Annotated in this window: 23 protein-coding genes and 2 pseudogenes; 13 read left to right on the forward strand and 12 right to left on the reverse strand. The window is 67.9% G+C overall.

Annotation, left to right across the window (positions count from 1 at the left end; genetic code table 11):
* Positions 1-144: 144 nt before the first annotated feature.
* The gene (locus tag ABZ194_RS23195; RefSeq protein WP_355599093.1) at positions 145-537 is read right to left on the reverse strand and encodes an ankyrin repeat domain-containing protein; all 393 of its coding nucleotides are present in this window, start codon (positions 535-537) and stop codon (positions 145-147) included.
* A 105-nt stretch (positions 538-642) separates the two neighbouring features.
* Between ABZ194_RS23195 and ABZ194_RS23200 the strand changes: the two genes are divergently transcribed.
* Positions 643-1,551 carry a PAC2 family protein gene (locus ABZ194_RS23200; protein ID WP_355599094.1) on the forward strand — a complete coding sequence of 303 codons (909 nt, stop codon included), beginning with the start codon at positions 643-645 and terminating at the stop codon, positions 1,549-1,551.
* 40 nt (positions 1,552-1,591) lie between these two features.
* Here the strand turns inward: ABZ194_RS23200 and ABZ194_RS23205 are convergent, their stop codons facing one another.
* Positions 1,592-2,389 carry a tyrosine-protein phosphatase gene (locus tag ABZ194_RS23205; RefSeq protein WP_355599095.1) on the reverse strand — a complete coding sequence of 266 codons (798 nt, stop codon included), beginning with the start codon at positions 2,387-2,389 and terminating at the stop codon, positions 1,592-1,594.
* 141 nt (positions 2,390-2,530) lie between these two features.
* A complete protein-coding gene (locus ABZ194_RS23210; protein ID WP_355599096.1) occupies positions 2,531-4,627 on the reverse strand; it encodes a M6 family metalloprotease domain-containing protein in 2,097 nt (698 codons plus the stop codon).
* Positions 4,628-4,791: 164 nt separating this feature from the next.
* Here ABZ194_RS23210 and ABZ194_RS23215 point away from each other — a divergent pair, with 164 nt between their 5' ends.
* Positions 4,792-5,874 carry a hypothetical protein gene (locus ABZ194_RS23215; protein WP_355599097.1) on the forward strand — a complete coding sequence of 361 codons (1,083 nt, stop codon included), beginning with the start codon at positions 4,792-4,794 and terminating at the stop codon, positions 5,872-5,874.
* A 23-nt stretch (positions 5,875-5,897) separates the two neighbouring features.
* Here the strand turns inward: ABZ194_RS23215 and ABZ194_RS23220 are convergent, their stop codons facing one another.
* On the reverse strand, positions 5,898-7,040 hold the full coding sequence (locus ABZ194_RS23220; RefSeq protein WP_355599098.1) for a cation diffusion facilitator family transporter: 1,143 nt from the start codon (positions 7,038-7,040) through the stop codon (positions 5,898-5,900).
* A gap of 48 nt (positions 7,041-7,088) precedes the next feature.
* On the opposite strand from ABZ194_RS23220, the gene ABZ194_RS23225 reads away from it, so the two are divergent.
* From ABZ194_RS23225 to ABZ194_RS23235, 3 genes are all read left to right on the forward strand, one after another.
* The gene (locus ABZ194_RS23225) at positions 7,089-7,445 is read left to right on the forward strand and encodes a metalloregulator ArsR/SmtB family transcription factor (protein ID WP_355599099.1); all 357 of its coding nucleotides are present in this window, start codon (positions 7,089-7,091) and stop codon (positions 7,443-7,445) included.
* 713 nt (positions 7,446-8,158) lie between these two features.
* Positions 8,159-9,517: a hypothetical protein gene (locus tag ABZ194_RS23230; protein ID WP_355599100.1), complete on the forward strand. Its 1,359-nt coding sequence runs from the start codon at positions 8,159-8,161 to the stop codon at positions 9,515-9,517.
* Positions 9,518-9,661: 144 nt separating this feature from the next.
* A complete protein-coding gene (locus ABZ194_RS23235; protein WP_355599101.1) occupies positions 9,662-10,015 on the forward strand; it encodes a PRC-barrel domain-containing protein in 354 nt (117 codons plus the stop codon).
* Between the two features lie 93 nt (positions 10,016-10,108).
* Here ABZ194_RS23235 and ABZ194_RS23240 read toward each other — a convergent pair whose 3' ends face one another.
* Both ABZ194_RS23240 and ABZ194_RS23245 read right to left on the reverse strand, forming a co-directional pair.
* Positions 10,109-10,348: a DUF397 domain-containing protein gene (locus ABZ194_RS23240; protein ID WP_355599102.1), complete on the reverse strand. Its 240-nt coding sequence runs from the start codon at positions 10,346-10,348 to the stop codon at positions 10,109-10,111.
* 5 nt (positions 10,349-10,353) lie between these two features.
* Positions 10,354-11,208: a helix-turn-helix transcriptional regulator gene (locus tag ABZ194_RS23245; RefSeq protein ID WP_355599103.1), complete on the reverse strand. Its 855-nt coding sequence runs from the start codon at positions 11,206-11,208 to the stop codon at positions 10,354-10,356.
* Positions 11,209-11,455: 247 nt separating this feature from the next.
* On the opposite strand from ABZ194_RS23245, the gene ABZ194_RS23250 reads away from it, so the two are divergent.
* Positions 11,456-11,812 (forward strand): hypothetical protein, encoded by a 357-nt coding sequence (locus ABZ194_RS23250; RefSeq protein WP_355599104.1) that lies wholly within the window; start codon positions 11,456-11,458, stop codon positions 11,810-11,812.
* Positions 11,813-11,974: 162 nt separating this feature from the next.
* Positions 11,975-12,457 (forward strand): NUDIX hydrolase, encoded by a 483-nt coding sequence (locus tag ABZ194_RS23255; RefSeq protein ID WP_355599105.1) that lies wholly within the window; start codon positions 11,975-11,977, stop codon positions 12,455-12,457.
* A 61-nt stretch (positions 12,458-12,518) separates the two neighbouring features.
* Here the strand turns inward: ABZ194_RS23255 and ABZ194_RS23260 are convergent, their stop codons facing one another.
* The gene (locus ABZ194_RS23260) at positions 12,519-13,961 is read right to left on the reverse strand and encodes a DUF6025 family protein (protein ID WP_355599106.1); all 1,443 of its coding nucleotides are present in this window, start codon (positions 13,959-13,961) and stop codon (positions 12,519-12,521) included.
* 109 nt (positions 13,962-14,070) lie between these two features.
* Here ABZ194_RS23260 and ABZ194_RS23265 point away from each other — a divergent pair, with 109 nt between their 5' ends.
* Positions 14,071-14,589: a pyridoxamine 5'-phosphate oxidase family protein gene (locus tag ABZ194_RS23265; protein ID WP_355599107.1), complete on the forward strand. Its 519-nt coding sequence runs from the start codon at positions 14,071-14,073 to the stop codon at positions 14,587-14,589.
* Between the two features lie 58 nt (positions 14,590-14,647).
* On the opposite strand, the pseudogene ABZ194_RS23270 reads toward ABZ194_RS23265, so the two are convergent.
* Positions 14,648-14,764, reverse strand: a pseudogene (locus tag ABZ194_RS23270) (IS5/IS1182 family transposase); the annotation flags it as partial.
* Positions 14,765-14,844: 80 nt separating this feature from the next.
* Here ABZ194_RS23270 and ABZ194_RS23275 point away from each other — a divergent pair.
* A complete protein-coding gene (locus ABZ194_RS23275; RefSeq protein ID WP_355599108.1) occupies positions 14,845-15,150 on the forward strand; it encodes a DUF5709 domain-containing protein in 306 nt (101 codons plus the stop codon).
* Positions 15,151-15,185: 35 nt separating this feature from the next.
* Here the strand turns inward: ABZ194_RS23275 and ABZ194_RS23280 are convergent, their stop codons facing one another.
* Positions 15,186-15,389: a hypothetical protein gene (locus ABZ194_RS23280; RefSeq protein WP_355599109.1), complete on the reverse strand. Its 204-nt coding sequence runs from the start codon at positions 15,387-15,389 to the stop codon at positions 15,186-15,188.
* A gap of 808 nt (positions 15,390-16,197) precedes the next feature.
* Here ABZ194_RS23280 and ABZ194_RS23285 point away from each other — a divergent pair.
* Positions 16,198-16,761: a hypothetical protein gene (locus ABZ194_RS23285; protein ID WP_355599110.1), complete on the forward strand. Its 564-nt coding sequence runs from the start codon at positions 16,198-16,200 to the stop codon at positions 16,759-16,761.
* A 328-nt stretch (positions 16,762-17,089) separates the two neighbouring features.
* Positions 17,090-17,443 (forward strand): helix-turn-helix domain-containing protein, encoded by a 354-nt coding sequence (locus ABZ194_RS23290; protein WP_355599111.1) that lies wholly within the window; start codon positions 17,090-17,092, stop codon positions 17,441-17,443.
* Positions 17,444-17,652: 209 nt separating this feature from the next.
* Here the strand turns inward: ABZ194_RS23290 and ABZ194_RS23295 are convergent, their stop codons facing one another.
* Positions 17,653-18,300 (reverse strand): HAD family hydrolase, encoded by a 648-nt coding sequence (locus ABZ194_RS23295; RefSeq protein WP_355599112.1) that lies wholly within the window; start codon positions 18,298-18,300, stop codon positions 17,653-17,655.
* A gap of 203 nt (positions 18,301-18,503) precedes the next feature.
* Entirely contained in the window at positions 18,504-19,166 is a 663-nt protein-coding gene (locus ABZ194_RS23300; protein ID WP_355599113.1) for a methyltransferase domain-containing protein, read from the reverse strand.
* Between the two features lie 224 nt (positions 19,167-19,390).
* Here ABZ194_RS23300 and ABZ194_RS23305 point away from each other — a divergent pair.
* Positions 19,391-19,498: pseudogene (locus ABZ194_RS23305) on the forward strand (IS5/IS1182 family transposase); the annotation flags it as partial.
* An 81-nt stretch (positions 19,499-19,579) separates the two neighbouring features.
* On the opposite strand, the gene ABZ194_RS23310 reads toward ABZ194_RS23305, so the two are convergent.
* Positions 19,580-20,239, reverse strand: coding sequence for a class I SAM-dependent methyltransferase (locus ABZ194_RS23310; RefSeq protein WP_355599114.1), 660 nt, complete (start codon positions 20,237-20,239; stop codon positions 19,580-19,582).
* 166 nt (positions 20,240-20,405) lie between these two features.
* Here ABZ194_RS23310 and ABZ194_RS23315 point away from each other — a divergent pair, with 166 nt between their 5' ends.
* Positions 20,406-21,044 carry a Uma2 family endonuclease gene (locus ABZ194_RS23315; RefSeq protein WP_355599115.1) on the forward strand — a complete coding sequence of 213 codons (639 nt, stop codon included), beginning with the start codon at positions 20,406-20,408 and terminating at the stop codon, positions 21,042-21,044.
* The last annotated feature ends 254 nt before the right edge of the window (positions 21,045-21,298 follow it).

The raw sequence follows: 21,298 nt of genomic DNA on the forward strand, positions 1-21,298 counted from the left end.
CTCGCTCGGGAAGGGGCAGGGAAGCGGCGGGAGGCGGAGGGATTGGTCAAAATCGTGCGTAGTAGTAATTCCCACCTGTTAAGAATGACCGAAAATTAGAAGGTTTCCTATACATCTCAAATAACGGAACGTCGTAAATCGTAGTTACCGCGCGAACCAGCTCAGATATTCGTTGTGGCCGAACGTCTGTGCGGTATCCCTCGCCGAGGGGGTCCCCTCGTCCGGGTCGGCGCCGGCCTCCAGGAGCGCCCGGATCACCTCGGACTCCTTCTTGAAGACCGCGCCGGACAGCGGCGTCTGCCCCCGGTCGTTCGCCCGGCCGGGGTCGGCTCCGAGGGCGGCCAGCACCCGGACCGTTCCGGCGTGGCCGTGATAGGCGGCGAGCATGAGCAGGGTGTCGCCCCTGTCGTTGCTCAGGTCGGCCGGCACCCCGGCCTCGACGTAGGCGCGGAGCCGGTCGGTCTCCCCGGTCCTGGCCAGGTCGAACAGACGGGTCGCGAACTCCTCAAGCTCAGGGTCAGGCTGCATGGCGTTCATTGTGCCCCGATAGGGTGCCCAGTGATCGCCTGGGGGCGGACGGAATTCACCGGGCGGCCCACGGGTTCATGATGTGAAGAGACGCCCGACGAAAGGCTGGAACACGTGTTCGACCCGACGGATCTCTACCGGCTCAGCGGAGATGTCCCTGAGCTGACCGATCCGGTGCTGCTCTACCATTTCGACGGGTTCGTGGACGCGGGTGGCGCCGGGCGGCTCGCCGTCGGCCACCTGCTGGACGAGCTGGAGCACCGGGTCGTCGCGACGTTCGACGTGGACCGCCTGCTCGACTACCGGTCACGACGGCCGATCATGACCTTCGACACCGACCGGTGGGTGGAGGTGGAGAGCCCAGAGCTCGCCCTGCGCCTGGTCCACGACACCGCGGGCACGCCGTTCCTGCTGCTCAGCGGGCCCGAGCCGGACAGTCAGTGGGAGCTGTTCGCCTCGGCCCTGGAAGCGCTGGCCACCCGGCTGGGCGTCGGCAGGCTGGTGACCGCCCACGGCATCCCGATGGCCGTCCCGCACACCCGCCCGCTGGGCGTCACCGGGCACGCGAGCCGCTCCGAGCTCGTCAGCGGCCAGACCAGCGCCTTCGGCAGGGTCCAGGTGCCGGGGAGCGTGGCCGCGCTGGTCGAGTTCCGGCTCGGGGCCAAGGGGCACGACGCGCTCGGCTACGCGGTGCACGTCCCGCACTACCTCGCCCAGGCGGAGTATCCCGCGGCCGCCCTGACGGCTCTGGAGGCGGTCGCCGGAAGCACCGGGCTGGTGTTCCCGCTGGAGGGCCTGCGTGAGGCCGCCGGCCGGACCGACGCCGAGATCGCCGAGCAGATCGAGTCCTCCGAGGAGCTGTCCACCGCCATCACCGGCCTGGAGCAGCAGTACGACGCGTTCGCCGCCGGCTCCCAGCAGGAGAACCTGATGGCCGAGTCCGGCGAGATGCCCACGGGCGAGGAGCTCGCCGCCCAGTTCGAGGCGTTCCTCGCCGAACGCGACGAGCGGCACGGTGACTGACCGCCGCCCCGGCCTCGTCGGGTAGGCACGGCCTGGACGGTCAGTCCCGTAGCCGGGAGCGCAGTGCCCGCAGGTCGGATCCGGTCCAGCCCTGGGAGGCGAGCCAGGGCAGCGGACCGCCGAAGCGGTCGTCGAGGACGCTCAGGAACTGCTCGATGTACTCCGCGCGGGGCAGATGGTCGTCGGTCGGGCGTGAGTCGAGGTCGTCGCGGTAGGTGGCGCTGGACCGCAGCCGCGCCATGATGCCCTCCAGGCGGTCGCCGGTGGCGACGTAGTCGGCGACGATCGCCTCCCTGGTGACCCCGGCGACCTCCAGGGCCAGGGCGCTGACCACGCCGGTGCGGTCCTTGCCCGCCGCGCAGTGGACGATGGCGGCGCCGTCGTCGTGGGCCATGGCGCGCAGGGCGGCCAGCACCGAGTCGGGGCGGTCGCGGAGGTAGCCGTAGTAGTAGCCGGTCACCCGCAGCTCGGCGAGGTCCTCCTCCAGCTGTGTCTGCCAGGGCAGCACCCTGTCGGCGTCGATCCTGTCGGCGCCGACGTCGGTGTTCCTGCCGCCCTCGGCGAAGAGGGTGAGATGGTGGATGTTCACCTCGGGAACGGCGGTGAGCGGGCCGGGGCCCTCCAGGGACACCTCGGCTCCGGAGCGCAGATCGACGACGTGGCGGAGCTGGAGCCCTCCGACGAGCAGCTCTATGTCACGCCCTGTCAGGCCCTGCAGGTTGTCCGACCGGTACACCCGGCCGAAGCGTGTGGTCCCGCCGTCCACCGTCGCGAGCCCGCCGAGGTCGCGCACGTTGACGGCACCTTCAAGATCAATCCATCGCGTCAGATCATTCATCACCAATGAGCTTATACGTCATGGAATGACCATGTAGTTAACGTCCGGGCTCATTACCGCAAACGGCGACTCCCTTCCATGACCTCCTGGTTTGCGGCTCACCGCTCCGTCCGGCGTGCCCTCCTTTGGAGGGCACGGGCGTTACGGGCCGACCACGTGGCAGGTGGCGCGGGCGATTCTGGACGGATCGCTCTCGGAGACGGCGGTCAGCGTGACCTTGGCCAGGCGGCCGCCGCCGGAGGCCCGCCGGGCGCCGGCGGTCACGGACACCCACCCGCCGGAGTCCGCGGCGGCCAGACCGTTGGGCAGCGAGACCGTCCAGCCCCGCCCCTCCACGGTGGCCGACAGCCGGTAGACGTCACCGCCGAGATAGGCGCTCACATCCTCGGGGTGCCGTCCCCCGGCGGGTGCCGGCCCGCCGGTGTTGAGGAGCGGGAAACGGCAGGTGGACAGGTCCCCGCCCGAGGGGATCCCGGCGGCCGGGAGCAGCCTCAGGCCGCGCCGCCGCGCCCCCGCGCCGTCCAGGGAGCGGACCGCCACCGTGTAGGACAGCACGCCCCGGCGGTCCCGCCGTACGTCGAGCACGTAGAAGTGGAGCCCGTTGGCCCTGTCGGCGTACTCGTACTCGGAGCCGGAGCCGGTGCCCGCGTGGAACAGCGCGTCCGACAGCTGACGGTAGTCGCCGATCGTGACGGGCACGGCGGTGCCGTCGGGCAGGACGTAGTCGGTCATGCCGATGTCCCGCGGGTTGGCGTCGACGACCCACTCGAAGGGCGCGCGGTCGGCGTTCTTGGTCTTGGCCAGCAGCACGCCGGAGTCCGGGGTGAAGGAGTCGGCTCCCATCCGGTCGACGACCTCGACGGTGTAGCCGTCGTAACCACCGCCGTCGCAGAGCGGGTCGGCGGCGATGTCGCAGGCGGGGCTCCGGTCTCCGCCGCCGAGGGCGACGGTGATCCCGGAAAGGTCGTCAGGGCCCGGCCGTACGGCCCGCGCGGTCACCCTGGCCACGACGAGCCCGGACTCGGCCAGCGCCCCGCGAGACAGGCGGAGCACGTTCCGCTCGTCCACCATCTCAAGTTTGATCTTGTTGCGGAGCATGTGCTGGGCGCCCATCGAACCGCCCGAGGTGGGCGGGATCAGCCACCGGCTGTGCGGCCCGCCGGGACCGTTGAAGCTGCCCCGGCTGAGCATCTCCCAGATGCCGGTGTACGCGCGGCGCGGCGGCACCCCGAACGGGTTGTTGTAGTTGTCGCCGACGCCGAGGATGTGGCTGAACTCGTGGGCGTAGACGCCCTGCCCCGAACTCTCCGCCTGGGTGGACGAGCCACCCCCGGCGTTGGGCCAGACGGAGGCGGCCGAGGCCCAGGAGGTCCACTCCACGTAGCGGGTCCCGGCCCAGTTGGGCAGGGCCGGGTCCGGCGGGCCGAAGTCGTCGGTCACCGCCTCCTTGACGGGAAACTTGATCGGCCCGAACTCCTGCCAGGTGGCCGACTCGTCCTGGCCCGCGCTCAGGTAGAAGACGAAGTCGAACCCCGCCGGAACGTTCTGACCGGCGGCGGCGGTCCACGCCGCCCGCCCGTCGGTCCTGATGTTCCTGTCACAGCGGTCCCCTGCCGGGCAGCCGGTGCCCCCCTGGAACTCCATGCCGTACTCGTGGGACCTGCCCGGCATCCGGTAGGGGCCGAAGGCGGTCAGTTCGACGCCGTAGCGACCGCCCGAGTCCTCCATCCAGTATTCGTGGATGGTGTGCCCCCGGTTGAGTTCGTTCGGGGTGTTGAGGAAGTCCCGGTAGAACCGGGCGACCCGCTCGCGCGGGATGTCGTGGGCCTCGGCGCTGGGGTTCCGGAAAACCGTGGAGCCCTGGGGCCGGGTGACCACGAACGGCTGGCCGGGATAGTCGAGCAGGACGAGCGCGCCGCTGAAGGTCCGCCTGGAGCCCTTGGCCGTGGGGTCGGCCCAGTTCGTGCCCGGCGGCCTGGTGTAGTCGGCCCACGTCATGTGGTCGGGGTTCTTCCAGTTCTGCGGGTCGATGGGGGCCGGGTCGCCCGGCCGGCCGCGCCGGGTGGCCGTCACGGGCGCGTCCCGCTGCCACGGCTGGGCCCGGGGCCACTGGTCCAGGCGCCAGGGGTACTCGGGGGCGGGCGGAGGGTCGGCGGAGGCGGGCACGGAGCCGAACCCGATCGGAATCATGACGAGAGCCGTGATCAGCACTTTCAGGAACCTGAGGGGACGAGTCACGATAAATGACGCTATAGATCGGTTTAGCAACGATCAATCGTCTGCCAGGAAGATCCACCGACGGCGGGAAAACGACCACTCCAGATCATTTCGGTCCGACATTTGAGATCAGCAGGGTAATGCCCTTAACCTCTCCAAAAGGACAAAACAGCCAGGAGTGCCTAATGCCCACGCACGTGCGCCATGCCATCGGCGCGCGTACGCCGTCGGCGGTCGTCGTGCACAGCGCGCCGCTGATCCTTCCGATCTGCGGGCCGCCCGTCGAGGACGGCGCCCTCGCCGTCAGGGACGACCGGGTGCTCCGGGTCGGGCCTCGCCACGAGATCGAGGCCGCCTATCCCGAACTCGCCCCCGTCCGCTGGCCGGGCACGGTCGCACCGGGACTGATCGACGCCCATCTCAGGCTTGACCGGAACCCTCCTCCCGTCTTCGTCCACGGTGTCACCTCGGTCGCGGGCGTGGCCGGTGACCCGGAGTCCGCCTCCGCTTTCGGCGGGACCGGGCTGGGCGGCGTGACCTACCTGGAGACACGCTGTGCGGACGAGGCCCGCTGGGAGGGCGAGGAGCGCGACCGGCTGATCACCGCCATCCACGAGGTGGACCATCCGGGGGCCGTCGGCATCGCCCCGCACTCCCCCGACCCCCTGGTCATGGAGGACCTGGCCATCCTGTCCCGGACGTTCGGACTCCGGCTCCACGCCGAGCTCGGCCGCCACCCCGCCGGGTTCCTCGACGAGGTGGGAGCCCTGGGCCGCGGCTGCCATGTGGCGATCTTCGGTCCGCTCGACGAGGCCGACCGCAAGCTCCTGCGGATCCGGAACACCACGGTGGCGATCTCCTCGCCGTTCGCCGCCGAGGGACTGCTGGACGGCGGGAACCTGATCGCGTTCGGCACCCGGACGGGCGGCGACCCGCTGGCCGCGGCCCGCATGCTCGCCCACGACCGCTCCCCCGGCCTCGACCGGCTGCTGGTCGAGGCGGTGACACTGGGCGGCGCGCGGGCCCTGGGCGTGGCCGAGGGACGGCGCCGGCTGGGGTGCCTCGGCCCGGGCAGCCGCGCCGACTTCGCCGTCTTCGCGGTGGAGTCCGACGCCCGGACCGCCTACACCACCCTGCTCCACGAGGGGCCGGGACGGTGCGTGGCCACGGTCGTCGGCGGCCGTACCCGCTGGCGCCTCGGCGACGCCCAGGCTGACGGGAGCGCCACCGGCACCGGCGGAGAGGCCGAGACGAGACGCCCGGCCTGAACGGTGACGCTCCCGCCCCGGCCCTACCGCGGAGAGACGTCGCGCAGGTGCGTGGCCCGCCGGGCGGCGGGCACGACATGATGACCCTCGCCGTCATGGCCGTCGGGGTCGGCGTGCACCGTGACGGCGCTCAGCCGGGGCAGTCCGTGGATCAGCCGACGCTCGACCTCCACGGCCACGGCGTGCGCCTCCAGCAGCGACAGGTCGTGGTCGACCACGATGTCCACCTCGGCGCGGAGCGCGTGGCCGATCCAGCGCAGCCGCAGCGATCCGACCCGCCGCACACCGGGGGTGGCGGTGAGGATCCGCTCGGCCAGGTCGATCAGGGCCGGATCGACGGCGTCCATCAGCCGGTGGTAGATCTCCCTGGCCGCGTCACGCAGCACGGAGCAGATCACCACCGTGATCAGCAGGCCGACGACCGGGTCGGCGAGCGGCCACCCCAGGGCGGCACCCCCGGCGCCGAGCAGTACGGCCAGCGAGGTGAACCCGTCGGTACGGGCGTGCAGTCCGTCGGCGACCAGCGCCGCCGAACCGATCTGACGGCCGACCTTGATCCGGTAGCGGGCCACCCCCTCGTTGCCCAGGAAGCCGGCCATTCCGGCGACGGCGACCCAGCCGAGCGCGTGCATGTCCTGAGGGTTGATCAGGCGCTCCACGGCCTCGTATCCGGCGAACACGGCCGAGGCGGCGATGATGACCACGATGACGATCCCGGCCAGGTCCTCGGCCCTGCCGTAGCCGTAGGTGAACCGGCGGGTGGCCGTCCGCCGCCCGAGGGAGAAGGCGATCGCCAGCGGAACCGCGGTCAGCGCGTCGGCGAAGTTGTGCAGCGTGTCGCCCAGCAGCGCCACGGAGCCGGAGAGGACCACGATCACCGCCTGGATCACCCCGGTGACGACCAGTACCGCGAACGAGACGCCCAGCACGCGCATGCCCCGGCTGCTGGACTCCAGCGCCGCGTCGGTCTTGTCGGCGCCGTCGTGACCGTGCGGGGTGAGGGCGTGGCCGGCCCGCGAGATCAGCCCTCTGAGCCGGCCGCCTCCGGCCGGCGCTCCACGCCCGCGGGGGTGTCCGTGCCCACGGCCGTGTCCGTGCCCGTGTCCGTGTTCGTGTTCGTGGTGCGCGTCGGGGAGCGGAGAACCCGCGTCCTGCTGCTCGGACATAGCCACCTCGTTTGCGAATGACGCCTTCATCCCGGAGTATATGTATTCATGTACGCACGCGACAACGACTCAAGTACCGGCCTGTCGCAGGAACAACCGACTCCCGCCCAGGTGGACAAGGCGGTCGACGCTTTCCGCATGCTCAGCGACGCCACGCGGCTCCGCCTGATGTGGCTGCTGTCCTCCGGCGAGTACGACGTGGGCTCGCTGGCCGAAGCCGTCGGGGTCGCGCGCCCCTCGGTCTCCCAGCACCTGGCCAAACTCCGCCTCACCGGGCTGGTGCGCACTCGCCGGGAGGGTCGCCGCGTGCTGTACCGGGCGCGCGACGCCCATGTCCGCGCGCTCATCGGCGAAGCCCTCTTCCACGCCGACCACGAGGTCTCCGGCATCCCTCCTCACGACTGACCGGCCGCCGGGACCGGCCGATCCCGCCGCCCCGGCGGTGTCCGCCCCCGCCGGGTCGGCGGCCCTCTCAGAACACGGCGCCCCTTTCAGGACATGGCGCCTCTCTCGGGACACGGCGCCCCTCGGAACACGGCGGTTCTCGCAGGACATGGCGGCTCTAGCAGGACACCGTGGAGAGCGCCTCAGCGAGCACACCGCCGGATGACTCTCCCCGCCCGGCGTTTCGGTCAAGACGCCAAGGAATGAATCAGACAATCGACGGAGCCGCGTCCCGGTCGAGCCTTCTTTATCCCAGACCACAGGCCCCAAAATAGCTTTCATATGAATCGGCGTTGAAACACCCGGCCGCACGGAGTTTCTCCCCCTCCCCTTTTCTCCCCGACATGGCCCGGCGAGTCCCATCACGCCATCGACCGCGTCCAGCCTGGCCGTTTCCGCAGCTCCGCGGCCTTCCCACAGGTGTCGCCGCGGCTCCGGCGCCGACAGACCCCACCCCGAGAACATGCACTAAATGTCGATTAGCTCCCATTAAAGGCTTTTCGTGAAATTCCAGAGGAAAAAAATCATGATCAGGGGGAAAGATTTCCGACCCGATCGAGTTGCCGGCTCAATGGCGCCGGGTAGGACGCGTCTTGCGAACTCCCTCATGGCAGTTATCGCCCAATTCCTGACATCTCTTACAAAGATGTCGAGTGAGAGGAAATCGGAAAAAGATGACTAATTCTCCGATGGACCAGCAAGCCAGGGTCGACGTCGAGCGACTCCTCCAGCAACAGGCGGAGACCTCTCCCGCAGGGCGGGCGGAAGAGATCGCCGCGCTGCTCCCCAAGGGGGTCATGTTCGCGACCCAGCCGAGCCGTTCCGGCGAACCGGCCCGGGTGCCCGACGAGGAGTGGACGCTCACCTCGGCTTGGCCGTACCAGGGGCAGACGGCGAGCGGGACGGCCGCGGTCTACTACGGCGCCGGTCACAGCCACCTGACGAGACCGATGATCTTCGCGGACGGGTTCAACTACGGCCCGAGCGACCTGGCTGGGCTGTGGGACCACTTCAACGAGCCCTACTCGACCTCCCAGGAGCGGCTCTTCGACCAGCTGCTCGCCGCGGGGGTGGACATCGTCCTGCTCGGCTTCGACGTGCGGCACACCCACATCCAGGCCAACGCCGGTGTGGCGGTGAGCTGCATCCGCCAGGCCATCGATCGCCGGCAGGGAGACACCCCCCTGATCGTCGGCGGCGTGAGCATGGGCGGCCTGGTCACCCGCTACGCGCTGGCCGCCATGGAGAGCCAGGGCGAAGACCACCAGACCGAGACCTACCTGTCCTACGACTCGCCGCACAACGGGGCCTGGATCCCGCTGATCCTCCAGCAGCTGGCCTACTTCTCCGACAACCTGACCCCGCCCGAGCCCGGCCGGCCCAGCCAGGCGGACCTGATCAAGAGCCCGGCGGCACAGCAGCTCCTCTGGGGCTGGGTCGAGAAGACGGGCTACTCGGGCCCCGTCGCCACCGCCAGCCCCCTGCGCGGCGAGTTCCTCGCCGACCTGAAGGAGGTGAACTGGTTCCCGTCCCGGCCGCGCAAGCTCGGAGTGGCCAACGGCACCGCCACCGGGACCGGCCGGGAGGTGACCCCCGGGGAGCCGGTCTTCGAGTGGAGCGAGCTGGGCGGCCTCGTCGGGGCGACGGTCCACGCCCAGCCCGCCTACGGGACAAGGCAGCACGTCGGCGGGATGCGCGCCGTACCCCTGTGGGCGAGCAAGACCTACACCACCGAGGTTCCGCCGTTCGACGGCGCCCCCGGGGGCACCCTCGCCTCCTACGGCATGATCGCCGACAAGCTCGGCGTCGAGATCGAGGACCGGCATCGCAGCGTGTGCTTCGTCCCCTCGGTGAGCGCGGTCGCCCTCAAATACGACCCGGTCGACTGGCCGGTCGACCTGTACACCGACCTGTCGACCATGCCCGCCGGAAGCAGCGACCTGGACGACTTCCACTGCGACACCGAGAATTCCGAGCACAGCAAGGTGACCAAGACGCTCGCCGACTGGATCCTGGAGCGGATCGCCTACTGAACGACCACACTTGACGGAGTCCGGGGCGGCCGAGCCGGTCATCGCCGGTGATCGAGGGAAACCTTGCCCCGGACCCGTTTAGCCCGGCCGACCCGGGTAGCTCATCTTCTGCCCGACCCCATGATCGATGAGGAGAGCGTGAAGATGACGAGTGAGAACGTGTGGACCTACCGCTCCGGCGTCTTCGGCGACGAGAGCCTGAGCGTGATCGGCTTCGACGTGGAGGCCACCGACGGCAAGATCGGCTCGGTGGACGAGGAGAGCAACGTGGTCGGCGACAGTTACATCGTCGTCGACACCGGCTTCTGGATCTTCGGCAAGAAGGTGGTGCTGCCGGCCTCCACCATCAACCGGATTGACCCGCAGGAACGCAAGGTCTACGTCAACCGTACCAAGGAAGAGATCAAGGCGGCCCCGGAGTTCGACGAGACGACCTACCGGGATTCCGGCTACCGCGAGGAGATCGGCGGCTACTACGGCCGGCTTCCGATGATCTGACCCGGAAAGTGAGAGAGCAGGGGGCCGTCCCGGCACGGGACGGCCCCCTGCTCACATGTTCATCGCTCCACGCGCCCCCGCGCGACACCACCGCTACCCGGCGGGAAAGTCGAACTCGCCGTCCTTGACGCCACCGATGAACGCCTCCCACTCGGCACGGGTATAGACGATCACCTCACCACCAGGCCGACGACTGTGCCGCACCGCCACCCGCCCACTACCATCGGCGAAGGGCCCAGCCTCAACACAACTCCCACCGCCGTTCTCACTCCTCGTACTGATGCGCCAGGCGACGCCGACCAGTTCTCCGGGGGTAGAGCTGTACTCTTCCATCGCGTTTACCGCACCTCTTCTGCCGTTGCGGAGATGAACTCGGCCGACTCTTCGGGGCCGAGGGCGAGCTTCTGCAAATTATCGTACGTCAGCATGAACTGCTCTGTATCGGGCGATTCCACGTAGATGGCTCCTTTCGCGGTTTCCGCATAGGCAACCTCGGGAAAACGAGCCTCCATCATCAGGACGCGGAAGGCACCCGTCGGACTGGCATGCGCCCCTGCGCTGAACGGCAACACCCGGATCTCGATATTCGGCTGAACAGCTTGTTCGGCCAGGTGACGGAGTTGCTCCGTCAGGCATGCCGGACCTCCGACCTTACGGCGCAATACCGCTTCATCGATAATGACCGAGAGTCGAGGCGGATTATCGCCTTGAAGAATTTCCTGACGGGCCATACGCAGTTCGACCCAACGATCGATCTGTTCGTCCCCGGCTCCGAACTCCGCTGCGGTGATTGCCGCACGCGCGTACTCCTCGATCTGGAACAACCCGAGGAGCAATATGTTGTCGAAGGCACGGATCTCGCGTGCTCGGGACTCCAGCCACACGTAGTCGACAAACGCTCCGGCGACCTCTCCGGCGTATCCGTCCCACCAGCCCTTCTGCCAGACCTCCTGGCTGAGCTTCATCAGGTCCTCGCGCCGCCTGCTGTCGGCGACGCCGTACAGGTCGAGCAGTGCCAGCAGATCGGGGCGCCGGATCGGATACTCCCCGGACTCGAAACGGCCCGCGGTGGACGGATCACGCTGGAGATACTCGGCCGCGTCCCTGAGCAGCAGGCCGTTGGCCTCCCGTAGGTCACGGAGTTGCTGACCAAGCCACTGCGCTCGGAGCGTCACCCACTTCGGAGCAGCCATACACCATCCCTCCCAGACTGCGCTGTGCAGCCAAAGACTTCACAGTCATTGATTTCACAGCTTGTGAAACTTCGTAACCGCGTGTCACTATACCCACGGTAGCAACCCGGTCACAAGGAGTGCAGTAAATGGCAGCCTGTGACCACGGAACGGTCACGTGATCACATGAACATCGGAAAGGCCGGGGCGGGCTTCGCTTGAAGGGCAGGGCCGCCCCGGCCTCAGACGCCGGAAGGAAGCACCCGCTATGGAGCACCTCACTGGTTCCGACTACCCGCCTGTCTACCACGGCCCGGCTCCCCGGGGGAGCACGAGTGAGAACGGCGAAAAGGACGCGCTCCGGAACGTCGCGTTCGCGGCGGTGGAGATGGAGAGGGTAAGGGTGCTGACCGGCGGCCTGCCTCGCCTGTTCGCGCTCGTCCAGGAGTTCGAGGAGGAGGGCGCCGCCGAGGTTGTGGCCTACGGGCTGGAGATGCCGTGCGGTGCGGCGGCCACCGTCGGCGTGGCCCAGGGGTTCGGCCGGTGGAGGAGCGCCTACAGCGCCGCGTCGCGGCTCCACTCCGATCTTGTCTGGCTGGGAGAGCGGGAAGAGGACAGCGCGTAACCGCACACGAGGACATGAGGGGGCGCCGGCATCTCCGTACGGCGATACCGGCGCCCCCGGAGCCTGAGATCGGGCGCCGGCGACGGGCACCCGCCCGGTGGCGTCCCGGGGAGAGTCCCGGCGGCCGATTCGGCCGGTGACGCCGTGTCCAGGAGAGGTAATGTGATCAAGGTGAGCAAGCCCTACCTTGAGCCCGCCGAGTGGTATGCCAGCCTGCCCAGTGTGTTCGCCTCGGCGTGCCTGCTGCTCACCGACGCCGAAGACCGAGTGCTGCTGGTCAAACCGAACTACCGGCCGTACTGGTCCATCCCCGGCGGAGTGGTGGAGGCGGGTGAGACGCCGCACGACTGCGCCGCGCGGGAGATCGCCGAGGAGCTCGGCCTGGTGGTGACGGCGGGTGAGCTTCTTGTCGTGCACTGGTCGCCTCCACTGGAGGAGCGCCCCAGACCGATGGTCAACTTCCTGTTCGACGGCGGCACCGTGGACGACCCTTCCGGCATCCGGCTCCAGACGGAGGAGCTCGACGACCTGGTCTTCCTGCCCTGGGACGAGGCCACCGCGCTGCTGCCGAGCCACACCGCGGCGCGGCTTCCCTCCGCCCGCCACGCCCGGAAGGAGAGGCAGACCGTGTACCTGCCGGGTTAGGGCATGCCCTGATCTCCCGCACCTGCGGGTCGCCGGTCTTTCGGAGGCCGACCATGCCCCTTCAGGCGTGGTTGACCTGGTTGAGGACGCCGACGATCAGGGATGCCTGCCGGCAGGTGAGCCGCAGGAACTCGTCACCGACGACGACGCCCGAATCGGCCGGCGCCTCGGATCGGCCGGTCAGACTGCGCCTGCCGTTGAACTGGCCGCGGTAGAACGCGGACAGCCGCGCACCGTGCGTCTCGTGCCACTCCTTTACCGTCCGCTCGATGATCTCTACTTGGCGGAACGCATTGCTGTCGGCATCGGCCGCGATGCGCACCGTACGGCACAGGTCATCGATGAGCTCGACATCGACCGGGTTCGAGACGCGGGGCAGCAGTGCGAAGAGCACTGCGGGAGCGACCAGGAACAAAACCCTGGACGCCCGGCCGGTGGCGTGGGCGTGGTCGAAGAAGGGCCGGGAGCGCCGTGGATACTCGCTGCCCTCAAAGTAGCCCTTCTTCCGCGGCGGAAAGCCGGCCATGCCGATCGCACCCCAATGCAGATGCTCGTCGAAGCCGGTCGGTCTCGTACCGCGAGTCGCGTGGACCCTGGCCTGGACCATGAGAATGGTCAGGAACATGTTGGAAAGCATCGGAACCACCTGCTCGCGAAATCCTTCACCGGACAGGTGGCCTGCCCGCGCCCGCGGGTCGTTAAGGGTGTGGAACGGTAGCAAGGCGAGGTCCACAAGCTTGTCAAGGCTCACCTCGATCCCACCGACCGAGTACCCGGAATCGGTGCACCGCACGGCGCCCTCGCAGGGCGCGGCGTCGGTGCGCACCAGACCCGCGAAAAGCGAGGAGGTGAGGGTCTCGCGTCGCCTGGGATCTCGGCGGGCGGCCTCCAAGGCGGTCATCATCAGGTCCCGAAGTCGGTCGCCCTCGGCCGACAGCCGCCGGGAGACGTAGTCCAGGGGCATGTCCAGCGTGGCGTTGCGGCGTCGATGGAGATCGCTGAGCAACTCGACCGGCCCGTCGGCGTCAGTGAGCACGAAGGGACTGAACCAGCTCCGCGTGCGCGGCGCCGTCCGCAGGCCCGCGGCGTCCCGCACCAGGAGCGGCAGCGGACTCGCCGTACCGTCCTGGACGGTCGAACCCGGCAGGTAGATGGTGTCGCCCTGCTCCAAGGTCCCGGTCTCCGTGCCGGTGGTGTCGAACAGCAGCGGGGAGCCGACGCCGAACTCGGCGCAGATCGTGGCGTTGTAGTCGAGTAGCCCGGAGCGGCTGAGGCTGATGTCGGTCCAGTCGCCGAGGTGGCCGGTACGCGGCGGGGCGTGGCCGGCCGTCGAGCGGATGATGGAGATCAGATCCTCAAGCAGGATGTCGCACTTGCCGAGGTGGATCCAGTCCAGCACGCGCCTGCCCGACTCCAGATTGCCGATCGCCGCCCGCAGTTCGGTACCGCCGACTCTGTCTCCGATCGCCTCGGCGATCGCGCGGCCGAGGCCAGTGGGGGTCACGTGGGAACCTCCGTGTCGATGTAGTGGGTTCAGACGGTCGAGTAGGCGGGGCAAAGAACCGCCGTCGCCCCCGATGCCGGGGATGGCCGGCCCTGGCTACGATGTCCCGATGCGTGAAACGCCCGAAGAACTCAACGAACTCCAGGCCCTGCTCGACGCCTCTCTATCTCGCTCCACCACCCATCTCCGCTCGATCATCGCCGAGCGCACCCTGACCGCGGAGCGGCTCACCCGGATTCTGACCGGCATGTGCACGCTCGCCCTGTCCACCGTGACGGCGAAGGGCGAGCCGCGGATCAGCGGCGTGGATGGGCATTTCCTGCACGGCAAGTGGTACTTCGGCACGGCGCGCAGCGCCGCCAAGGCCCGCCACCTCGGCGCCCGCCCCGCCGCCAGCGTCGCGCACATGCGCGGCGAGGATTTGGGCGTGTTCACGCATGGCACGGTGGAGATCCTCAACCCCGAGGACGGCGAGTCGGCCGCGGACTGGCCGGACCTGCTCGCCTACTTCCAGGACTTCTACGGCGATGACGCCTTCGACTGGGACAACGACGTGGTCTTCTACCGGCTGCGCCCGCACTGGATGACCGTCTACGCCCCCGACGTCGCGAAGCTCACCGCCACGTGACCGCAGGCTCATGAAACAGCCCCTGGGCCTGTTTCATGAGCGATCACAGCCACTCGTTGATCGTGGCGATGCGGATGCCTCGCCGCTGCAGATAGGCGCGGTTGGTGCGAGAGGCGTACGCCTTGTCCGCGCGAACCCGGGTCGGCCGGGTGCGCGGCCTGCCCGGTCCCAGCCGAGGAAACTGACGCGGGCAGGTACGGGCTGGTTTTCTAGGGTTTTCGGGCATGGAACGGGTAGGGCGGCAGTATGAGTGAAATGCCGGCAGACCGCGAAGGTCTGAGCGATGAGCAAGCGGTCGAAGTCGAGGGATGGACAGACGACCTCGGCTTCACCCACGAGATCGTCGAGGACGACCCCGGGCACCAGGACACCCTCGACGAGCGCCTCTGGCGCGAGGCTCCGGAGCGCGAGCGGACCCCGCGCCGGGAGGATCGGCTGGTGGCACCGGACCAGGGGCTGGGTCCCGACGAGACCTCCGAGGAGTACGCCAGGGACGTCGGCCCCGACGGGGGTGATCTGTCAGCCGAGGAACGCGCGATCCACATCGAGCCGGACGTCTGACCGGATCCCGCTCCCTGTGGGCCGCCTCGGGCGCGTCAGACCGTCCAGAGGCGCACGGAGTGATCCTCGCTCCCGCTCGCGAGCACCTTACTGTCGAGGCTGAACGCCACGGAGGTGACGGCGCCGGTGTGCCCGGTGAAGGGGGAGCCCAGGATCTTGTACGTCTTCGTGTCCCAGCGTGGAGAGCGCCGCCGACGACCACCAGGACGGCGAGGAACGCGCACCAAGCCGACGTCCACTTTTCGGTGAGCACTCCCGTCGTGATGTTCACAAGGGTGGCGACGGCGACCGTGCCCGCCGCCGCCCAAGCCCGCGTCGCCCGAGGACTCACTTCTCACCCCCTACCCAACGCATTGCCAGGAGTCGTACACACTAAGTATCCGGCGGTGGATATTCACGGGGGGCCGAATGACGAAATTCGCCTACGGAACGGATAGGAAGCCCAGCAGAGAGCGACAGGTGGCTGATCAGGGGATCTCGCCGTTGACCAGGCGTGCGAGGTTCCGCGAGTTAGTGCTCCGTTCCTTTTTGAGCAGCCGGCGCCGACGCCGTTTTACCTACCTGCTTTGGGAAACGAGGCACTACTGAGGTTGAACTCGTGATGTCGTGTGCGGTTATGCCGATGTGAGGGTCAGACCCGTTCCCTCTAGGCAGCCGTCGCTGAGGTCGCTGCGGTATTGGATGGTGCGCAGCCCGTGCTCTGACGGTGCGAATCAGGTGCTCTGGGCCGGTGAAGGCGACGTTGGACAGGAAGCGGCGCCGCCGCAGTGACCAGATGTCCTCGACCGGGTTGAGGTCAGGGGCGAGGGATCCCTGTAGGCCGGGGGAAATTTCGGTCGGAGAGGTCGAATCCTTTCCCGACAGAATCAAGTCACCTTTCCCGACAGAATCAAGTCGCCTTATATCCCGACACTATAGCCCGACGTCAATCTTGTGGAGGTCGACCCTGTCCCGACAGGATCAAGTCACCACTTGCCGCAACGGGGAGGGTTACAGATGTCACACTCGGTCATGAGGCAGCTCGCTGCCGCCACTGGCGCTGCAAGCATGGGGCTGCTGCTACTGGCTGCTCCGGTTCAAGCGGCGCCTACGGCAGAAGCAGCCGACGTCAAGCCGAACACCCCGCAGCCTAGCGCTGCCGAGATCGAGGCGAATAATGCCGCCGCAAGGGCGGCGCTGCCGCCGAACGTGACCATGACGGTTATCGGGAAGCTCCCCAAATACAATGGGCCGGCCGACCATTACTCTCAAAACGGCTCAACCTTTACGGGCGAAGTAAACGCCCTGGCGGAAAAAGTGCCGTACGACTACAAATTTAGTAGAGTCCAGAGCTTGTATGGCCGCATATTCCAAATAACCGAAAGCAGCACAGTCTGTAAAGACGTTTATGCCACCTGGGACGCCGGCTACCACGAAAAATACCATAGTTTCAATGTCTCACTAAGGGGCGCGTCAGTCTTGGTGCCCGCTGACGGCATCACCCGGTCGTGGTGCTGGTCGGGTGTTCCCACCTACAAAGACCTCCAGTTCTATTACTACGTCTCCGGCAATTCGCAGGGGCATTACGCATTCACGTCCGGCCGTGGCCGGGTTCGGTATCCCTGGCAATGATTCTGTACGGTTAGACCTCGATCTTTCGCGCCCAGCCACAGGATGGGCGCGAAAGATCGAGGCTAGCGGTTAAGGTCATTTGCCCTGCTGCGGGTGGCCATCTTGCAGATACCGACGTTGGCCAGTGGCCAGCGCTTCAAGGGCACTGGCCAATGTCGGAACATATACGGCCGCAAGCGCTGTCGGGCCTGCTCGATCGAACAGAACTCATAGGCTGCGAGTTCCTCATCCGCCAGATACAGCGCATCGATCTCTCTGCTGCTTATCGAGGTTGAACTCGTGGTGTCATTGGGCCTAACCTGCATTGATTGCCGGGTACATCAGCATCATGCGATATGCACAAGGCGGAGGACTGCCCGCCGAGCGAAGAGCCTTCCGCGAAGAGCTGCGGCTGCAGGCGGCCGAGCGGTTCGCCCGCGATGAATCCAGCACGGTCATCGCTCGGGACCTGCGGATCAGCCTCCGGTCCATCCAGCGGTGGAAGCAGGACTGGCAGGCAGGCGGGGCCACGGCGTTGCACTCGCACGGTCCGGCCTCGCTGCCCCGGCTCGGCGAGCGGCAACTCGCCGAACTGGAGCAAGAACTCCTCAAGGGACCCGTCTGGCACGGCTGGCCCGATCAGCGCTGGCCCCTGTCTCGCATCACGACCGTGATCGGCCGGCGATTCCATCTGACCTACTGAGGGGCCGAGATCATTCCGGACAGCGGAATCTGCGGCGGCGCCGCTTCCTGTCCAACGTCGCCTTCACCGGCCCAGAGCACCTGATTCACACCGTCAGAGCACGGGCTGCGCACCATCCAATACCACAGCGACCTCAGCGACGGCTACCTAGAGGGAACGGGTCTGACCCTCACATCGGCATAACCGCACACGACATCACGAGTTCAACCTCAGTAGGAGAGGGCCGCGACGAGAGCGGGGAAGTCGTCGACGACGAAGTCCGCCTCGCCCGCCTCGGGACGGATCGCGTGCAGGTGTCCCCAGGGGCCCCGGCGGATCAGGGCGGTCCGCATGCCCGCCGTACGGGCCGGTAGAACGTCGTTGTCGAGCCGGTCCCCCACGTAGAGGATCTCACCGGGCTCCCGTCCCGACACCGCGACGACCTTGGCGAAGAACCCGGGGTCGGGCTTGGCCACCCCCCAGCCGTCGGAGGTGTGGATGGCGTCGACCGGAAGATCCATCGTGGCCAGCGCGTCGTACGCCTGCGGCGGCTGGTTCCCGGCGATGATCAGCTCGTATCCGAGGGCGCGCAGCGCGGCCAGGCCGGGCCGTACGTCCGGGTAGAGGTCGTCGGCGTCGAAGTTCACCCGGAGCCCGCCGGGGTCGTCCCGGCGCCACGACTCCTGCTCGGCCTCGACGTCGAACCCGGGCCTGACGACTTGGAACGCCTCCTCGAACGACTGGCCGAGAGCCGCCATGCCGCCCAGCACCCCGAGCATGGTGAACCGGGTGACCCCGAGCCGGTCGGCCCAGCGGGACCAGATCCGCGTCTCGTCGATCAGTGTCTCCCCGACATCGAACACCAGCGCCCGGACCACGATGCTCCCCCTTCGATCGGCCCACCGATCCTACTTTCCGTACGGCGGACCTCGGTGAGCGCCGTCGCCTCCGCACGGTGGCGGGGCCGGGGGCCCGCACCGAGATGTTGACCGGACCAAGGGGCGGCGCGCCGGAGAGGACTGCCTCACCCACTTGGTCCGGCCGGTACGCGTTGCGCATCCGAACGCGGTCATGTGGTCGGTCAGGCGGCTCCTGCCCAGGCTTTGCGGGCGAGCAGTTGAACCTCCTGGAACTGCCGCCGGTCGGTGGGCTGAGGCTCGCGAACCATCCGGGCCACCTCGGCCAGCCCGGACTCGCGCAGCATCGCGGCGAGGTGATCAGGCCACCACCGATAGGCCGGCGCGACTGTGTGATCGAAGACCTGCGTCGGGTGAGACGGATCGTCGCTTGCCGAAAAGCCGACCAGAAGGTGGCCGCCGGGTGCCAGCACACGATGGAACTCCGCCAGGATGACGGAGAGTTCCCGCGGGGGAGTGTGGATGATGGACCAACGTGAGAGTACGCCGCCCAGCACACCGTCAGCGATGTTCAACGCGGCCATCGAGCCCACGTCGAACCGCAGGCCCGGATAGGCCTGCCGAGCCAACTCGATCATCGCAGGAGAGGCATCGACACCAAACGCCGCCAGCCCCAACCCGTCCAGATAGGCGGTGATATGGCCAGGCCCACACCCCAGGTCCGCGACCTGGCCGTCCCCACTCGCACTCACGACCTCGGCGAAGGCACCCAAGATCGCACGGTCCAGGGGCCTGTCACGCAGCTCGCCGCGGAACAGCTGCGCGTAGGTGGGGGCGGCAGCGTCGTAGGCCTCGCGGGTGGCACTGAGGGCATCGTGTTCGGCCATGCCCGCGACAGTAGTTCCCGGCGCTGAGGCGAGCCGAGAGAATCACGATCTTCCCTCCCGTCCGTTCGCCCGGGCTATCGCTGGTTCAGAGAACCATGTATCGGCAAGGCCCAGGTCAACGGGTGGTTGGGCGAAGTTCCCGGATCTGAGGGATCGTCCACCGATTTGAGGTCGCCGGGCTGCTCACGCCGGCGGATAGGGGGTACGCCGGCGCAGGCCATCGGGTGCTGGTGCCGTACAAGGGCAGGAACAAGTCGGCCTCGCAGAAGGCGGCCAACTCCGCTCACGCGAAGCTCCGCGGCCCCGGCGACCGCGCGAATGCGCAGCTGAAGGCCTGTTCGAGCTCCGCAAGGTCTCTCTCGGCATGCCGGCCTTCACCGACGCCGCCCCGCCGCCACGGACAGATACGAGCTTCAAGGCCGTTCGAGCTTGCGGGCAAGAAAGGTAGCGATGGTCCTCTGAGCTCCTTCGTCGGGTTCCTCCATCAAGCGCGCTGTGATGACGAGCCCAGCCTGCTTCAAGAGCTCGACTATCCGATCTGGCGGCAACAGGTAGGACTCGTAAGACACCTGATGGCCGCCATACGCCTGTGTTGGACGTAGATGCTGGCCGACTCCCACGTGGCCGGCCAGCATCAAACAGCCGCCGGGTGCGAGAACGCGGTGGAACTCGTTGAACACGACCGGCAACAGCGTTGGTGGCGTGTGGTGGGTGGAGTAGTAGGCAAGGATGCCGCCAAGTTCGTTGTCCTCGATCGGAAGCGAGGCCATCGAGCCGACGCTGAAGCGCAGATGTGGGTATGCCTTACGGGCCAACTCGACCATTGCGGGCGACAGGTCGATGCCGAACGCGGGCACTCCCTGCTCGGCAAGGTGCGCCGTCACTTTGCCGGGCCCGCATCCCAGGTCCGCGACGGCCCCGAGATCGGCCGTTCGCACGACCTCGGCGAACACGTTCAACATCCCACGTGACAGCGGATCCAGCTCGGCCGGGGGCTTGACCTGTTCGAAGTAGTCGGCGGCGACCGCGTCGTACGACTCCCGGACAGCGGCGAGGTAGGAGAGATCAGGCACGCGGACGACTCTAGATGAGGGCCCGCAGCCCATGTGATCACTTTCTTAGTCCGGAAAAGGAGGACAAGGTGCGTCATAGCCATGGCGCATGTCCTCCGCCGCCGCAGGCATCCCATGAAATACTTGGAGTGTCTGTTCGGACACGAAGGGATACAGGTCAATGGTGATGACAGCCCCGCAGCGATCCGGTCGGCACACCCCTGCCGGAGAGCAGACCGTCTCTCAGCCGGAGCAGGCCACGGTTCCAGCGGGGCACATCCTGCCTCGCACCCCGAGAGAGCTCTTCGAATCCCTGCCCCCCACGCTCTGCCTTCCCGCCGAGACCATCGACGGGAACCTGACCGTGAGCCCTTCCGGCATCCCCCGGCACGGACGCATCGCCATGCGTCTCGCCTTCGCACTCCTGCCCGTTCTGGAAGAGCACGGTTGGGAAAGCTTTGTCGGAAACGTCGATGTCTGCATTGAAGGACCGCGCGACACCGTGGTTCCCGACTACTGCCTGGCACCGGTGGACGCCCCGCTCCGGGGCGATCGGGAGTTGCTCTCCTCAGCGCTGATCCTGGCGGCCGAGGTCGTCTCGGCCGGCAGCATGGAGATGGACCGTGCCACAAAGCCCAGGATCTACGCGAACGGGGGGATCCCCATCATGCTGATCATCGATCCCATCGCCTCGCCTCCGGCGGTCACGGTCCTCAGCGACCCCGCGGACGGCGCCTACCGGACCATGACTCACGTCCAGATGGGCAAACCGATCCTGCTCCCCTCCCCCGTCGGCTTCGACCTCGACACCTCGATCTTCCTCTGACGGCGCTCTGCCCGGCCGGCCTGCCGTGGCCGGTCGGGCGTCGCGCACCGGCGCCGGACGGGCCGGTTTCACCACTCGCCGTACCGGCGCGAGTGGTGAAAGACCCCCGGCGAAGACATCTGGGACACCGGAGGGCATTCGCGGCTTTCGCTGGAGCCGGGAATTTTCGCTGGAGCCGGGGAACGGCGTTCGCGACTCGCGGAAGGCCGGGGGTGGGGTTCGCGGCTCTCGCGGGGGCCGGGAACGGCGTTCGC

It is taken from the genome of Streptosporangium sp. NPDC006007 (assembly GCF_040614315.1).
GTDB lineage: Bacteria > Actinomycetota > Actinomycetes > Streptosporangiales > Streptosporangiaceae > Streptosporangium.